The 16,408-nt window shown below is 68.0% G+C and carries 12 protein-coding genes; 3 read left to right on the forward strand and 9 right to left on the reverse strand.

Annotation, left to right across the window (positions count from 1 at the left end):
- Positions 1-13 precede the first annotated feature (13 nt).
- From VH569_RS14890 to VH569_RS14930, 9 genes are all read right to left on the reverse strand, one after another.
- Positions 14-721, reverse strand: a complete 708-nt coding sequence (locus VH569_RS14890) for an N-acetyltransferase (protein ID WP_423316046.1) — start codon at positions 719-721, stop codon at positions 14-16.
- Positions 722-744: 23 nt separating this feature from the next.
- Positions 745-3,177, reverse strand: coding sequence for an MFS transporter (locus VH569_RS14895; RefSeq protein ID WP_423316047.1), 2,433 nt, complete (start codon positions 3,175-3,177; stop codon positions 745-747).
- A gap of 32 nt (positions 3,178-3,209) precedes the next feature.
- On the reverse strand, positions 3,210-4,370 hold the full coding sequence (locus VH569_RS14900; RefSeq protein WP_423316048.1) for an ABC transporter substrate binding protein: 1,161 nt from the start codon (positions 4,368-4,370) through the stop codon (positions 3,210-3,212).
- Between the two features lie 14 nt (positions 4,371-4,384).
- Positions 4,385-5,572 (reverse strand): alanine racemase, encoded by a 1,188-nt coding sequence (alr, locus tag VH569_RS14905; protein ID WP_423316049.1) that lies wholly within the window; start codon positions 5,570-5,572, stop codon positions 4,385-4,387.
- 105 nt (positions 5,573-5,677) lie between these two features.
- Positions 5,678-6,154, reverse strand: coding sequence for a hypothetical protein (locus VH569_RS14910; protein ID WP_423316050.1), 477 nt, complete (start codon positions 6,152-6,154; stop codon positions 5,678-5,680).
- A gap of 43 nt (positions 6,155-6,197) precedes the next feature.
- Positions 6,198-7,286 (reverse strand): tetratricopeptide repeat protein, encoded by a 1,089-nt coding sequence (locus tag VH569_RS14915; RefSeq protein WP_395456261.1) that lies wholly within the window; start codon positions 7,284-7,286, stop codon positions 6,198-6,200.
- Between the two features lie 75 nt (positions 7,287-7,361).
- Positions 7,362-8,981 (reverse strand): peptide ABC transporter substrate-binding protein, encoded by a 1,620-nt coding sequence (locus VH569_RS14920; RefSeq protein ID WP_423316051.1) that lies wholly within the window; start codon positions 8,979-8,981, stop codon positions 7,362-7,364.
- A 115-nt stretch (positions 8,982-9,096) separates the two neighbouring features.
- The gene (locus VH569_RS14925) at positions 9,097-10,047 is read right to left on the reverse strand and encodes a mitofilin family membrane protein (protein ID WP_423316052.1); all 951 of its coding nucleotides are present in this window, start codon (positions 10,045-10,047) and stop codon (positions 9,097-9,099) included.
- A gap of 881 nt (positions 10,048-10,928) precedes the next feature.
- The gene (locus tag VH569_RS14930) at positions 10,929-11,108 is read right to left on the reverse strand and encodes a hypothetical protein (protein WP_423316053.1); all 180 of its coding nucleotides are present in this window, start codon (positions 11,106-11,108) and stop codon (positions 10,929-10,931) included.
- On the opposite strand from VH569_RS14930, the gene VH569_RS14935 reads away from it, so the two are divergent.
- From VH569_RS14935 to VH569_RS14945, 3 genes are all read left to right on the forward strand, one after another.
- Positions 11,101-12,540, forward strand: coding sequence for an efflux RND transporter periplasmic adaptor subunit (locus VH569_RS14935; protein WP_423316054.1), 1,440 nt, complete (start codon positions 11,101-11,103; stop codon positions 12,538-12,540). The genes VH569_RS14930 and VH569_RS14935 overlap by 8 nt on opposite strands.
- Positions 12,541-12,631: 91 nt before the next feature.
- A complete protein-coding gene (locus tag VH569_RS14940; RefSeq protein WP_423316055.1) occupies positions 12,632-13,237 on the forward strand; it encodes a hypothetical protein in 606 nt (201 codons plus the stop codon).
- Positions 13,238-13,286: 49 nt separating this feature from the next.
- A complete protein-coding gene (locus tag VH569_RS14945) occupies positions 13,287-16,400 on the forward strand; it encodes an efflux RND transporter permease subunit (protein ID WP_423316056.1) in 3,114 nt (1,037 codons plus the stop codon).
- The last annotated feature ends 8 nt before the right edge of the window (positions 16,401-16,408 follow it).

A 16,408-nucleotide genomic window follows, 5' to 3' on the forward strand; every position in this document is an offset into this window, starting at 1 on the left:
GTGACCGAGGAGGCTATCCCGACCGCTTCCGCGCCCTGATGCGGTCCACGAGGCTGCCGGGAACCGGGGGGGCGAAGCGGACGTGGCCGGGGGCGGTATCCTGGGGCCAGCCGATCCATCCCCGCGCCATCAGGTCCATCTGACGCTGCACATCCATCAGCGCCACCATCTCCCCGCCGTCGGGAACCGCGCCGTCACCCGGCGTGATGCGGAACAGGGTATGGCGCAGGTGGCCGTCGAATTTGGGGGCGGTCCAGACCATGGCGAAGCCGCAGGCCAGCATGCTGCGCAGGCTGGGCGGATTGTCGGCGCGCACGGTGACGAAGCCGTAATCTTGCGGGGACCCGGGAAACAGCCGCCAGTCGACCGCCGCGACCATCCGCTGCTGCAACCGCTGCCCGCGGAAGGCGGGATCGACGATCACCGCGGTCCAGTGAACCACCGCGTCCAGTTCCCCATCCACAAGCCCGAAGGGAAGGCCCATCGAATCGGGCTGCCGGCCGGGAAACAGCAGCGAGAAGAAGCCGACCAACCGGTCGCCGGCCAGCGCCCCCACCGTCAGGCCGCGGGGGCCGAGCATCTCGGCGATCTGGTCGCCACTGACCGGATACATGCGGTCGCCGATTGCCGCGTCCTGCAACGCGGCGATGGCCGGCGCCCAGCCGCCGTCGAGAATCGCCAGGCGCAGCGGACTGTCCTCCGTCCGGGCCTGTGCCGTCATCTTCCTCAGGCCGTTTTGGTCCCTCATGCCGTTTTGGCCATGAACGGGCGTCGGCGCAGGGCCAGGACGGACAGTCCGAGATGAAGCAGCAGCGCCGCCGCCAGACCGAGGCCGATCAGCGTCGCGCCCGCCCCGCCGGCGACCGCGGCGGCGCTGAACAGCATCGGGCCGATGACCTGACCGATCTTCCGGGCGTTCAGATGATAGGATTGCGGAACCGCGAGCCCATGGGTGCCCACGACAGGCAGCCGCTCGAGATAGCGCTGCTGCGCGGTCAGGCCGAAACTGTCGCTGAGGCCGAGAAGCAGGATCGCCAGGAACGCCCCGACCAGGCTTCCGGTCAGCGCGAAGGTCGTCAGCCCCGCCGCCATGATGAGGCCGGAGGCGAGGACCGGCAGGCCGGGGGCGAGGTCGCTCGACCGCATCAGGCGCGACAGCAGCGGGCCGAGATAGACGATGCACAGGCCATAGAGCAGGAAAGCCTGACCGACCGTGGAGGCCGGCTGTCCCAACCCGCTGGCGAACAGGGGAAAATAATAGATCAGGAACATGCTGCAGGCGGAGGTCGGAACCGATACCAGCAGCAGGAAGGCGAGGAAGGAACCGTCGCTCCACACCCGCCGCGTGGGTGCCGTGTCACCGTCCGGCTTCGCCGCGGCGGGGGCGAGGGCAGCGATGGCGGCCGCTCCCGCCGGTTCGGGAGTCAGAAGCAGCAATTGCCCGATGCCCAGCGTCAGCACGACGGCGGCGATCAGGAAAACCGCGTGGGGGCCGATTGCGTCCGCCAGCAGGCTGCCGACGACCGCGCCGCAATTGACGCCGACATACATGCCGGAAAACAGGTCGGAATAGGCTCCCGTCGCCGGATCGATCCGGCGGATGCGGTCGATCAGGCGGTACAGCCCCATCAGCGCCGTCATCGTTCCGGCACCCACCAGACCGCGCGCCACGATGAACAGGACCGGGTCGCCGGTCATCCCGGAGACCAGGGCGCCCAGCACGGCGACGGCCAGACCGGCGGCGGTCATCGTCCGCCAGGGCAGCCGCGCGCTGATCCGTCCCGCCAGCAGGATCGCCAGCGCGCCGCACAGCATCTCCACCGACACCGGAATCGCCGCCGCCTGGGGCGGAGCCAATCCGAACAGGCCGCGGTCGAAGGTCTGCATGATGACCGGCACGAAGGAGGCCGACAGGAACATGCCGAAATAGAGCATGAAGGTGAGGAAGCGGAGGCCGGCCAGGGACCGGCCGGTCGCGGCGGCGGCATCGGCGCCCACTACCACTGCCTCTGTCTCGGCTACCGTCTCCACCGTCGGCCGCATCCGCCGGCTGACGAAGGCATGCAGTTCATAGATGAACATCAGCGAGATGATCAGGATCGTCACGTTGTTGGCGACGACCTCCAGCATGTTGCGCTGGATGAAGTCGCTGTCGATGACGATGCGCAGGGTCGGCGTCACGAAGTCCGCGTCGGTCGCCAGCGCCCGTCCCGTCACCAGATCCCCCTTGGCCGCCGGCTGGCCGGAGCCGAGCGAGCCCGACAGATCGGCCCCTTCCGGAACGGCCAGCGACATGCCCTTGAAGTGGGGAACGATGCCGATGATCTCGCGGAAATAATCGTCGATGCCCGAGAAGGAGCGGTAGGTCGCCCCGCGCCCGATGACGGAGCCGATGTCCGTCGCCACGATGTTCTCGACGATCCCGGTGGTGTTCTCCACGGTGCGCAGATAGGCGTCGCTGAAGGCGCCGTAGCCGGTCACGCCGACCGCGATCTGCACCAGCGCCGCCACCGCGAGCGCCGCGCGCCCGGAGCGCGGTCGTCCGAGCCCGCCGCGTCCGCGTTCCGGCAGCAGGGCAAGGCCGCCCAGCAGGAGGATCGCGACCCCACCCAGCGCGCCGACGAGGATCAGCGTGTGCCGTTCGAAGGCGCGGACGTAATCGTCGATCACCGAATCGCCGGCGGCGATCACCAGGGTGCCGATCCAGCGTCCATCGGCGGGATCACGGATCGGCAGGAACAGCTTGTGCGACCGGCTGTCCGTGTCGTGATAGTTGAAGGACGTGGCACGCTGGAACTCGCCGGCCGTCCTGCGCTGCTCATAGCCGGTCAGCCGGTCGCCGATACGATCCTTGAAGCCGTAGGTGCCGATGGCATAGGCGACCTGCCCGTCCGGCAGCGCGACCGCCACGCCGTCGGCCTGCGGCAGATAGGTCTTCAACTGGCTGAGCGCCCGCTCCATGCCGAAGAAGTTCTCGATGGTCTTGCCGTACTTCACCGCATATTCGATGCTGGTGACCACCTTCCGGCCGGCGACCCCGAAGGTGGAGAACAGCGCGTCGCCGCAATCCCGCCGGAAGGTGCCGAGGTTGATGCCGGCGCTGAAGACCAGCGCCGCCACGATCAGCAGCACGGATGGCAGGAAGGTCGCCAGGAAACGGCCGGTCTTGCGTTGCACGTGACGGGTCCTCTCGGCTGATGGCGGGCCGCTCAAGGCATGGCACCGAGGCTGGTGTAGATGTTGTCGGCGGCCAGCAGCGCCGACATCGCCGGGCGGTAGCCCATCCGGTTCGCAACCGCCAGATTCCAGGCGATGGTCGGCGTGTCGAAATAGATCTGGCGCATCTCCGCCAGCCTCTCGCCATTGGCCAGCCGGGCGATCACCGACGCGCCGAACTGGCCGATTCCATCGAAATCGCTGCGGGCGACGCTCATCAGGGCGCCCTGCGCCACCTCCTCCGGTCCAAGCTGCGAGAAGGTCGGGATGCCGCGCTCCTGGAAGATGCGGACCAGGGGCGGGAAGCGCTCCAGGCTCCAGCGGCCGAAGGTGATGTACATGGCGTCGACCTGCCGGGAGAGGTCGCCCCAGGCCGTGGCGAGGTCGGCGTAATAGCGTTCCTGATCGTCGGACCCGGCGGGTGCCTGGACATGGCGCGCCACAAGCTCGAACCCCAGCTGTCCCGCCATCGCCTCGATGTCGGCGATGGAGGCGATGGCACGGCCGGCCGTGCTGTTCTCGTAGGCGATCCCCAGCCGGCGGAAGCCGAAGGTTTCGTGGAAGATGCGGATCTGGCGGTGATAGCGCTGGGGATCGACATGAGCCCAGACATGATTGCGGCCGGACTGCTCCGCGGCGGCGACGATGCCGGCGGCGACCGCATTGGTCGTGGAGAACACCAGCGTCGGGACGGCGTGGCGGTCCAGCGCCAGCTTCCGCCCGGCGATGGTGCCCATGACGATCATCAGGTCGATGTCGCCGCCGCCCTCCAGCCGCTGAAGGATCGGTTCCGCCGACGCCTGGTCCAGTCCGCCGTACCAGCCGTCGGCGACGAAGCGGATCCGCGGCCCCAGGTCGCGCGCCGACAGCCAGCGCCACAGCGCCCCGCTGTCGCTCTGGCCGGCGTCATAGGGCATCCGTGCCGCTCCGTTCAGCCAGGACAGGGCGTCCAGCCCCTTCACGATGCTGGCCAGCGTGCCCGCATAATTGCCGTAGGGCATCGTTTCGGCATAGCCGATGCGCCAGTACCGCCCGTCGGTCAGCTTCGGCAGCAACGCGTTGTCGGTCGCGCGGCCCGCGTGCGCGCCACCCGGAAGAAGGGCGCTCATGACCGCCGTGCCGGCGCCGGCGATCAGTTGGCGCCGGTTCGGCATCTGTCCGCATCGGCTCATTCCACGCCCCCCATCTGTCCGGCCAAATGTCCGGAGAGCCGGCGCGCCACGCGCGGCCCCAGCATCAGAATGGCCGACGGGCGGATGCCGTTGGCCTTGCCGATGTCTTCCACCGTGATCGTCTCGATGCCCTGGGCGCCGACGAACACCGCCTCGTCGCCCAGCGCGGCGTCCGGGATGTCGGTGACGTCCGCCAGGACCTTGCCCATGAAGGCTTCGCCGATCAGCGGAGCCCGCCGCCCACGGATCAGCACGGCGCTGTCGCGGAAGCGCAGCAGATAGGGGAGGTCGGCATAGCCCACCGGGATCATCGCGGCCCGTCCTCCGGTCGCGCTCCCGGCCGGCCCCCCGCTCCGTCCATCGCTCCGTCGCCGGGCGGCCGGGCCGTATCCGATGTCATCGCCCGGCTCCAGCCGGCAGAGATGCGCGACGCGCGACACCAGCTCCATCACCGGCCGGAACGGGAAGGGCGCGCCGCCGGCCTCGACCATGCGGATGCCGTAAAGCACGGCGCCCAGCCGGACCATATCGAAGCGGGCGTCGGGGGCATTGAACAGGCCGGGGCTGGTGACGGCATGGACGAGCGGCGGCCTCGGCAAATCAGCCGGCAGCCGGTCGATCAGGGTGTGGAAGCTCGCGACCTCCCGCCCGATCTGGCCGGGGTCGTCCCGATAGGGACCGATCATGTGGGTGAACAGCCCTTCCACCCGCAGATTGGCGAGGCTGCGCAACGCGCGCAGGAGGGGGACCAGCGCGTCCCCGTCCGCGCCCAGCCCGGCGCAGTCGGACCGTGCTCTGACATGGATGTCCGCCGGGCGTCCGGCCCGGCGGGCGGCGGCTTGCAGCGCTTCGGCCGCTTCGACATCGCTGACGGTCGCCGTCAGGCCGAACCCGATCATCGGGGATGCGTCGCCGGGGCAAAGCGGGTTCATCACCAGGATCGGCGATGCGATCCCCGCCTGCCGCAGCTCGATTCCCTCATCCGGGCTGTCGACGGCGAAACCGTCGATGCCTGCACGTTCGAGCGCCCGGGACACGGCAAGGGCGCCATGACCATAGGCGTTGGCCTTGACCACGCCCAGGATGCGGGCGCCACGGTCCAGCATCGATCTGGCCATCGCGAGATTGGACGTCAGCCGGTCGATATGAAGGACGGCATGGCAGCCTGCGACATCAACGGTCATAACGACCGGCCCGTACCGCTGTTTTCGGTTGCTTGCATCGTCTCCGCTCTGAAAATCCGACCGGAACCCGCGGGTTCCGGACCATTCACCGGCAATTGGCCGCCATCAATGGGCCGCTGCAGGGATGACCGCGGCGTCGGCCGGGCCATGGGCTCCGGCCGGGTCGGGGCCGTGTCCCGTTCCATGATCGGCGCCATGGCCTCCCCCATGCCCACCGCCATGACCGCCTCCGAAGATCGAGGCGATCGGGCTGGAATGCCCGCCGCCGTGATCTCCGCCATGGTCGTTGTTGACGCCGAGCAGGCCGTAGATCACCAGCAGCAGGACGCTGCTGCTGTGGCCGCCGCCATGGTCGTCATCGTGGCTTTCGCCATGGCCCTTGCCCTTGTCACGGTGCGTCGACGCATGCTTGACCTCGGCATGGACCGGCACCGCATGGCGGACTTGGCGGCCACCGTGCCCGCTGCCGCTGCCATGCCCACCCGCCGCAACGGCCGGAGCCGCCGCGACCAGGATGGCCATCGCCGCCGCCACCGCGGCGATGGCAGCGGTGATGGTTGTGGAGTGTGCGTTCCGCCTCATGCTTCGGCCCCCCTCCGTCATACCGTCAACGTCCTGCCGCCGGTCAGTTCATGCTGGCGGTGGCCGGCACGTTCTGGACGGTGCCGATCAGGTTTTCCGTGTAGACGACCTCCTTGGGCGCAAGCTTCAGCGCCTTGGCGGTCATCCGCTCCGCCTCCTCGCGGCGTCCCTGGGCGCTCAGCACCTCGGCCCAGCTCGAATAGACGTCGGAGAAATTCTGATCGGTCCGGCTTGCCTCGTCGAATTTGGCGTAGGCCTCGTCGATCCGGCCGGTCAGGGCCAGGGTGAAGCCCCATTCGCTCAGCGCCGCCGCCTTCACCGCCGGGCTCTGCGCCACGTTGGGGTGCTGCACCACCGCGGTGAAGTTCCGCACGGCCGAATCGTATTCGCCGAGCCGGGCATTGACGACGCCCAGGTTCAGGCGCGGCGACAGGAAGTTGGGGTCGAGATGCACCGCCTCCTCGAACTGGTGGATGGCGCCGTGGCGGTCGTTCTGCTGGTACAGAACCATGCCCCACAGATTGTGCAGCCAGGGGGCGTAGCGCGAGTCGTGCCCTTCCAGCTCCCGGCGCAGGATTTCCAGGGTCGGGGTGAAATCGCGCGACAGCCGGTCGCGCTTGAACTGGTAGGCGGCCAGAATGTAGGGGTTCACCACGCGCATCGCCTCATAGGCGGCGCCGTGGATCAGGCCCTTCATGTCGTCGACCGAGCCGTTGCGCGAGATGCGCGTCTTGTTGTGGTGGCTGTCGTAGCTGCGCAGGATGAATTCGACCTGCTGGTCGTGGCGCACGATTTCCCCGGAGAAGGTGAAGGGGATCATGTGCGCCGATTCCTGCACCACGCGGATCAGCGGGGTGACGCCGAGATATTCGCCCAGCACCGAGGTGGCGCTCTGGTCGGCATGCAGTTCGACCTGACGGGCTTCGGCCTTGGTGAAGGCCTGCCGCTCGATCTCCTGCATGTCGTCGGCCAGCTTGGTGATCACCACGGCCGGCGTCAGACCGGTTTCCTGGGAGATCGAATCGGGCACGTCGACATAGTCGAAATGGATGGTCTGGGTGTCGGTGAACACGGCGAAGCCGAAGGCCATCGCCAGTGTCACCAGCGGAATGGTGAGAAGGCCGAAATCCATGTGTTTCCCCCTGTCGCTCTGCTTTCGCTGTGCCGTCTGTCTGCTGTCAGGCTGCCGTGGACGCCGTGGCGGCGGTCACGAGGCGGCCTTCTCGGCGATGGACAGGAAGCGGCTGGGATGGACGTCGCGCACGTTGTAGACCCAGCCCTTGATCTGCTGGCTGACCAGCGATTTGGTGGAGAAGTGGTAGATCGGGATGACCGGGTCGTCGTCGATCATCGCCTTCTCGGCCTGGCCGAGCAGGGAGGAACGCTGGGCCGCATCCTCGCTGGCCGCCGCCTTAGCAAGCAGGTCGTCATACTTGCGGCTGCGGTATCCGGGATCGTTGCGCGGCGGCAGGGCGGTGGACAGCATCAGGTTGAGGAAGACGGTGGGGTCGGCGTAGTCGCCGATCCAGGCGGCGCGGACGATCTGGAAATCGCGCCGCGCGCGGCGCTTGAGATAATCGGTGCGTTCGACGCTGACCGGCTTGACCTGGATGCCCTTGCCGAAGGCGTCCTGCCACATGGAAATGACGGCGTCGGCGATGACGCGGTTGTTTTCCGACTGGTTGTAGAGGATCTCGACCGCCAGCGGCTGCATCGGGCTGAAGCCCGCGGTCGAGAACAGGCGGCGCGCCTCGCGCAGGCGGTTGTCCATCGGTTCGGCGATGAAGTCGGCGGTCTGGCGGCGATAGTTGGGGACGATGGGCGGCACCAGCCCATAGGCCGGCGTCTCGCCGGCGCGCGTCACCTTGTCGACGATGTTCTCGCGGTTGACCGCCAGCGACAGCGCGCGGCGCAGGTCGCGGTTGCTCTTGAACGGCTCGACCGTGAGGTTGAAGGCGTAATAGTAGGTGGCCAGGAAGGGCCTGTTCCAGAACACCTTCGGTTCGGTCAGCGAAATCCACTTCACCCGGTCCTGCGGCACCTCGTAGGTGAGGTGGAGGGTGCCGGCCTTGAAGCGGTCGACTTCCTCGGCGGAGTCGTCGATGGGGAAGAAGTTGACCTTGTCGATCGAGACGCCGCTGCGGCCGTGGAAATTGGCGTTCCTGCCCAGGCCGATCTGCTGGCGGGCCCGCCATTCCTCAAGCACATAGGCGCCGTTGCTGACCATCTTGCCGGGATCGGTCCAGCGCTCGCGCTGTGACTCGACGGTGCCGCGATGCACGGGCAGGGCGCTGTTGTCGGCGGCGATCAGGTCGAGGAAATAGGGAGTGGCCGCCTCCAGCGCGATGGTCACGGTGCGCGGGTTCGGCGCCGCGACGCCCAGCGTGTCGGCCGGCTTGGTGCCGTCGATGACGGCGGCGGCACCCTTGATGACGCGCATGTTGGAGGAGGGCTGGATGCCGTCCTTGGGCGTCAGGGCGCGGCGCAGGCTGTAGACGAAATCCTCGGCCGTCACCGCATCGCCGTTGGACCAGCGGGCGTCGGCCCGGAGCTGGAAGCTGTAGAGCTTGCCGTCCTCCGAGACCTGCCAGCTTTCGGCGACGCCCGGCAGGATGCGGCCGTCGGGGCCATACACCACCAGCCCCTCGAACAGGTCGCGCAGGATGTTCGATTCGATGCGCCCGTCCGTGCGGTGCGGGTCCAGCGTCGACGGCTCGCCACCGTTTCCGCGGTTCAGCACCGTTGCCGCCTGCGCCGCCGTCCCGGCGAAAAGCGCAAGCCCGGCGGCAACCATCACCGCCGATACCTTCTTCTTTAGCTCTGTCACCGGTAGCCTCGCAATCTGGCGGTGGAATCGGGAAATGATCGGTGTCCGGCCCACCGGTCCGGGGCCGCAGGCCGCCAAGCGGCCGGACGCGCGTCCCGGCAGTGGGCCGACGTCCTTATTGGGTGCCGGCGGCGCTCCAACTGCGGATCCTGGTTTCCAGGACGGCGCCGGTCCGCTCCGCGGCCAGCCGGGCGCGGGCGTCGGCCAGCCAGGGGGCCGCCACCGGTGCGGCAACGCCGTCGAGCGACGCCATGATGTCGATGGCCGCCGCGAGTTCGCCGGCTTCGAGCCGGGCCGCCGTGGCCGCCAGCAGCGCCGGTGTCCTGGTTTCGGCCGGTTGTTGCGGAGCCGCCGCTTGCGGAGCCGCCGCTTGTGGAGCCGTGGTATCGGCCGCCTGCGGCGGCGAATCTGACGCCGACGCCAGGATGACCGTCGAGAGGCCGGTCATCCAGCCCCAGACGGTTTCGCGCAGTCCGCCTGCACCGTCCTGCACCTCCGCCTGGAGAGCCGACGGCACCAGCAGCCCGAAGGACGCATAGAGCTGGGTCCGGGTCGGCACGCCCTTGGCCGCGTAGCCCGACACCGAATCGAGCGTCTTCGAGAGTTCGGGATCCGCCGCAGCGGAGAGGCGCATCAGAGCGAGGTCGTCGGCGAAGGGATCGGACGTGCCGAGCGACTCCTTCAGCAGGCGTGCCGCGATCACCGATACCGCGCGGCCGGTGACGGCCTGCTGGTCGATGCGCTTGCCGGTCGCCGCGACCGCCTGTTCCAGCGCCGTCAGCTTCTCCGGCATCGCCGTCAGCCCCGCGACGGTCCGCTCCAGCGTATCGAGCTTCAGCTGGGTGCGGCTCGGAGACAGGAAGGACGAGCGCAGGTCGTCGGAATAGAGAACGGTGCCGCACACCGCCGCCGCCGCCAGCAGGATGGTCAGGACGATGGGACCGTTGCTGCGGCTGGGCTGCACGATGACGGGCGCGGCCTGGAGTCCGGGCGTGGCCGTTTCGGACGCCTGCCGGTCAATGCCGGATCGGCTGCCGGTTTCTTCTGTGGATTGGACGTCTTGCATACGATCACGCTCCGCTCGGGTTTGGCATGGCTGCTACGGTCCGCGAGTCACTGTCGACGACCGATTTCAAAGCCGGCGACAGGGGCGGCGCCGGCGGTGCCGGGCGGCATCGTCTTCCTGCGGCATCGGCATGTGAAAAGGCGGTCCTTGATTCGAGTGTCCAGTAGTCCGCATATCTCATATCGGACAGGCTACCTCAATCAGGGTAAACGGAAAAGCGTTCACGGGAAATTTGCAGACTCCGGCGGTGTTGAAACTTTTCGTTCCGAATCAGAGTCTTATTGTTGTCTATCCGAGAAATTTTCATCAAAGGATGCAGTGGCTTATCACTGGCAACATGTTAGGTTGAAAAGGTAATCGGCGGCGATAACAAGGATTTGATCGCCGGATTCCTTGGAAAGTTACGGCTCTTAACAGTCTTGGCGGATCGATCCCTGTTAGAAGATTTCGCAATCCTGCCGTTTATATTTCAGAACGTCGCATCCCAACATGGTCATTCATAATTCGTTAGGCTTCCTCGGGTCCAATGACGGCAGGCGAGGTTTGCGCGCCGGCCAGGGAAGCGGGTCCGGAAGCGGGTCCATATCCGGGACGGTCGTGCGTTCGCTGCTTTGCCGACCGGATCCGACATCATCGAACGCCGGAATCTACATGCCGAATGTGTTTGGAACGGTGGATCGCACCATGGCGGGCCAAGAACAGCCTCATGCCGTCGGCTCCGCAAGGCCGGCGAAGGGCCCCCGGCAGCGGGGCCGGCAGCTGCCCGGCCGGCCGATGGCGCTCGTGCGGAGCGCGGGGCTGTCCCGCGCGGTGTCCTCGGCGGTTTCCGCCGCAATTCTTCTGGCATCGCTGTCCGCGGCACCCGCCGCGGCCTGGAGCCGTCACGGAGCGGAAGCGGAGGATGAGGCTCCCGTCAGGGTGCGGCGCCCGTCCGCCGCTCCGGCCGTCACCTCGACTGCTGCCTCGTCCGCCGCCTCGCCCTCCGACGGGGCCTGGCTGTCGGGCACCGGCCAATGGATCGGCTCGACTGCCTGCTCGGCGGCAAGCACGGTGGTGAACACGGCAACCGCACCGGTGGTGGCGGTCGGCAGCTATATCTCCAGCGGATCGAACGCCCTCAGCCAGTTCAGCTGGGAAGTCGCCTATATGTTCGGGGTCAACCGCACCCCGGTCAGCCAGGTCCATGTCACGGACGCCGCGATGCCGGCGGTATCGGCGCAGGATCCTTCGGCACGGGAGGCCGGCCAGACCGCTCCCGCAGCGCCGTCACCCGTTCCGAACGCCGCGTCTCCGGCCGCTGCCGTTGCTTCGCCGTCGTCCCAACCGGCTTCGTCCGAACCGGTGCCGGAAGCAACCGCGCCGAAGCCCCCGGCCGCAACATCCGAACCGGCAACGCCGCCGGTGGCCGCCGTGGCCGAAGCGGTGGCTGCCGCGCCGCAACCGCGCGCGACGGATGCGAAGCTGCTGGCGTCGCTGGCGGTCGACAAGCCTCAGCGCAGGCCGGACGGCTCCTACTTCGTGCCGAAGCCGCTGCAGCGGATGTTCGACATCCGCACGCACAGGGCCGACAGCGTGCGCACGCCGCTGACGGTCAAGCTGCCCGGCCGGATCGTGCCGGACCCGAACGCCCATGGCGATGTCGAGGCAAGCCTGCTCGGCCGCATCGAACCGCCGAAGACCGGCATGCCGGTCCTGGGGGAAACGGTGCGCAAGGGACAGATCCTCGGCTATGTCGCACCGGCCATCGGCGTCGTCGACCGCAGCCAGGTCAGGCGCGAGGTCGCGCGGCTGACCAACGAGATCCGGATCACCGCCGAGAGCGTGGAGATCCTGAAGCAGTTCTGGTTCGTGCCCTTCCGCGACGGCAAGGTGATGCAGGCGGAAGTGCGGCTGGAAGGTCTGCGCCGCGAGCGGGAGGCCCTGCTGCCGATGCTTCAGACCCAGGAGGTGCTGCGGGCGGCCATCGACGGCGTGATCAGCGCGTCGACCGCCATCAACGGCCGCATCGTCCATCCCGGCGAAAAGATTTTCGAGATCGTCAACCCGCAGCGCCTGTGGATCGAGGCGGTCGCCGCCGACCCGGAGGTCGCCCGCGGCACGCAGCTGGTCCAAAATGCCAGCGCGGTGACGCCGGAGGGCGACGCGCTCGACCTGACTTTCATCGGCAGCGGGCTGGCGTTGCAGCAGCAGTCGGTGCCCCTGATGTTCCGGATCGAGAATCCGATGGATGGACTTCGGGTCGGCCGTCCGGTGACCGTCACGGTCCGCAACGAATCGAAAATGCGCGAGGGCATTCCCATCGCCCGCGAGGCGGTGGTCAACGATTCGGGCGGGGCCGAGCAGGTCTGGGAACTGGTCGAGCCAGAGGTCTTCATGCCGCATACGGTCAAGACCGAGATGATCGATGGCCGCAGCGTGCTGATCTCCGCGGGATTGGAGCCGGGCGCCCGGATCGTCACCCACGGTGCCCGTCTGCTGTCGCAGTTCCAGTAACGCCGCCCTTCCGCTTGCGCCCGGCAAGACCGACGCCTGGCCGAGACGATGCCAAGCCAAAACAATGAACGCAGATACAGTGGAGGACGCCATGGAATTTCGCAGCAAGACGGCAGACTGGCTCCGTTGCGCCGCCGCCGGCACGGCGTCCGCCGTGCTGGCGGTGTGTCTGGCGACTGGGCTGACCGCCGGTTCCGCCGGCCGGGCGCTGGCCGACGAGGCCGGGACTGCCGCGTCGCCGCGCGTCGCGATGGTCATGGACCTCGCCCGGACGACGGTGAGGGGGGCTGCCGCGGAACCCGTCAGCGTCGTGGTGATCGCCAACCAGAAGCGGCTGTTCGCCTTCGTCGACCGCTATGACAGCAGCGAGGCTTTGAGCGGAGCCGAACTGCGGATCGACACCCCGCGGCAGACGCTGGAGCTGAGCGAGGTTTCTCCCGGCATCTACCGCTCCGAACCCTACCTGCCGCCGGCCAGCGTCACGCCGCTGACGGTGAGGGTGGCGCTGGCCGGGGCGACCGCGACCGGGGCCGCCGACCTGCTGGTGCCGCGACTGGCGGACACCGTCCCCGGCGCCGCATCCGCCCACCGGCCGATCCTCTGGGCGGGGGTGGCGGTCGCCCTGATCGTGGCCCTCCTGTGGCTGTGGCAGCATCCGGTGGCCATCCGCCGCCGCTGGCCCGGCAAGGCAGCCTGATCCTTCGCCACCTCCAGCCTTCCGGCCGCCTTCGGAGACGCCCGTCGTCATGTTCACCTTTCTCGTCGGAATCAGCCTGCGCCAGCGCCCCCTCGTCCTGATCGCGGCGCTGCTGATCACCGGCTGGGGCGTCCTGATCGCGCGGGACATGCCGATCGACCTGCTTCCCGACCTGCATCCGCCGATGGTGACGATCGTCACCGAGGCCGGCGGCTATGCGCCGGAGGAGGTCGAACAACTCATCACCTATCCGATGGAGCTGGTGCTGAACGGTATGCCGGGGGTGTCGCGCATCCGCAGCGCGTCGAGCCCCGGCTTTTCGTTGATCTATGTCGAATTCGTCTGGGGCACCGATCCGCTGCGCAACCGTCAGCTGGTCATGGAGCGTTTGGCGATGGCCCGGGAACGGTTGCCGGACGACATCACCCCGAATCTGGCGCCGATGTCGTCGGTGATGGGCTTGGCGATGCAGCTGGTGGTGCAGGCCCCCGGCATGGACCCAATGACCCTGCGGGAGCTGGCCGACTGGACGATCCGTCCCCGGCTTATGGCGGTGGAAGGCGTTTCGCAGGTCTATGTCGTGGGCGGCGATGTGCGGCAGTACCGCTTCACGCCCAACCCCGTCGCCATGAACATGCTGGGAATAACGCTGACCCAGGTCGAGCAGTCGCTGAACGACTTCGGCCGGAACAGCAGCGGCGGCTTCAACGACCTCTACAACACCGAATTCATCATCCGCAACGTCGGCCGCAGCCGCAGCCTGGACGATCTGCGCAGCCTCGTCGTCACCTATCGCGACGGCCGCCCGGTGCTGCTGAGCCAGATCGGCGACGTCAGTTTCGCCGCCAAGGTGAAGCGCGGCGAAGGCAGCTTCAACGGCGAGCCCGCCGTCCTGATGGCGATCCTCAAGCATCCCGCCGCCAACAGCGTGGCGCTGGCCGGCCGGGTCGAGGACATGCTGGCGGAACTGGCGCCCTCCCTGCCGCCGGGTGTGGAGGCGAGGAAGATCTCCTATAGCCAGGCCGACCTGATCAGCTCATCGGTCGAGAATGTCGAGGACGTGCTGCGCGACGCCATCGTCATCGTCGCCGTCGTGCTGGCCGCCTTCCTGTGGAGCGTGCGCACCACCGCCATCTCGCTGCTGGCGATCCCGGTGTCGCTGATCGTCACCATCATCGCGCTGAAGCTGATGGGATCCACCATCAACACCATGACGCTGGGCGGGATCGCCATCGGCATTGGTCAGCTGGTGGACGATTCGGTGGTTTATGTCGAGAACACGCTGCGCCGGCTGGGCGACAACCGGCGGCGTCACCGGCCGCTGGAGGTGATCGAGGTCATCATGCGCGCCTCGCAGGAGGTGCGGTCGGGCATCATCTACGCCACCGCGATCATCCTGCTGGTCTTCCTGCCGCTGTTCGCCCTGCCGGGGGAACAGGGGCGGCTGTTCGGCCCGCTCGGCATCGCCTACATCGTGTCGATCTTCGCCAGCCTCCTGGTGTCGCTGACGGTGACGCCGGCGCTCTGCGCCTATCTGCTGCCCAACATGAAGCATCTGGAGGAGTCGCATGACGGCCGGCTGATCCGCTGGCTGAAGCGGCTGAACGGCCGGGTGCTCGGCTGGTCGCTCGACAATCCCCGCGCCCTGCTGGGCGCTACCGCCGGGCTTGTCGTGCTGTCGGCGCTGGCCCTGCCGCTGCTGCCGCGCTCCTTCCTGCCGTCCTTCAACGAGGGAACGCTGTATGTCCAACTGCTGAACCGGCCCGGCATCTCGCTCGCCGAATCGAGCCGGGTCGGGGCGATGGCGGAGCAGATCATCCTTCAGGTGCCGGAGGTGGTGAGCGTCGCCCGCCGCACCGGCCGCAACGAGGATGACGAGGACGCCGATCCGGTCAACAGCAGCGAGTTTCCGATCCGCGTCCGGCTGGACGGCCGCAGCCGCGCCGAGGTGATCGAGGATCTGCGCGACCGCCTGTCGGTGCTGCCGGTCGATCTGACCGTGACCCAGTTCCTGACCTCGCGCATGGAGGTGGCTCAGAACGGCGTGCGCGGCGCCATCGTCATGAAGATCTTCGGCGAGGATTTGGGCACGCTGCGCATGCTGGCGGGCCGCTTCCGCGAGAAGTTCGACGAGATTCCGGGCCTGCGCGACCTGCTGGTCGAGCAGCAGGTCCAGGTCCCGCAGATCCGGATCACGCTGGATTACGAGCGGGCCAAGCTGTTCGGCGTGACGCCGGCGCAGCTGGCGGAGGCCCTGGAGAGCCTGTCGAACGGCCATACGGTGTCGCAGGTGATCGACGGCGGCAAGCGGTTCGACGTGGTGCTGCGCCTGTCGGATGCCGACCGCACGCCGGAAACCCTGGCCCAGATGCGCATGGAAACCCCGGCCGGCTATGTGCCGCTGTCCTCCGTCGCCACCATCGTGAACGCCGCCGGCCCCAACCAGATCATGCGCGAATCGGGGATGCGCCGGATCGTGCTGACCGCCAACACCGACGGGTCGGACATGTCGGCCATCGTCGCGCAGATGCGGGCGAAGATCGCCGCCACACCCTTGCCGTCCGGCTACAATACCCTGCTGGAGGGCAGCTTCCGCCAGGAGGAGGAGAGCCGGCCGGTGATGGCCGGGCTGTGCGCGGTCTCCATCGCCCTGGTGTTCCTTGTCCTATACCAGCGCTACCGCTCGGTGGTGCTGAGCCTGATCGTGATGGCGAACATCCCGCTCGCCCTGATCGGCTGCGTCGCCGCCCTGGTCGTCTTCGGCCAGGATCTGAGCCTTGCCGCCATGATCGGCTTCATCGCGGTGACCGGTGTCGCGGTGCGCAACGGCGTGCTCAAGATCAGCCATTTCATCAACCTCGCCCTGCACGAGGGGGTTCCGACCGGCCGCGTGCTGATCATGCGCGGCTGCGAGGAACGGCTGACGCCGGTGCTGATGACCGCGCTGTCGGCCGGGCTGGCGCTGATCCCGCTGCTGTTCTCATCCGATATGCCGGGAACGGAAATCCTGCATCCGGTGGCGGTCGCCATCTTCGGCGGGCTGATCAGCTCCACCCTGCTGGACACGCTGACCACCCCGGTGCTGTTCCAGTGCTTCGGCCAGGACGCGCTGGAGCGGTTGCGCGTGGTGGCCGAGGGCGACCTCGCCGGCGAGACCTTCTGACCCACGAG

This window comes from Azospirillum sp. 11R-A (assembly GCF_049472615.1).
In the GTDB taxonomy this organism is placed as follows: domain Bacteria; phylum Pseudomonadota; class Alphaproteobacteria; order Azospirillales; family Azospirillaceae; genus Azospirillum; species Azospirillum palustre.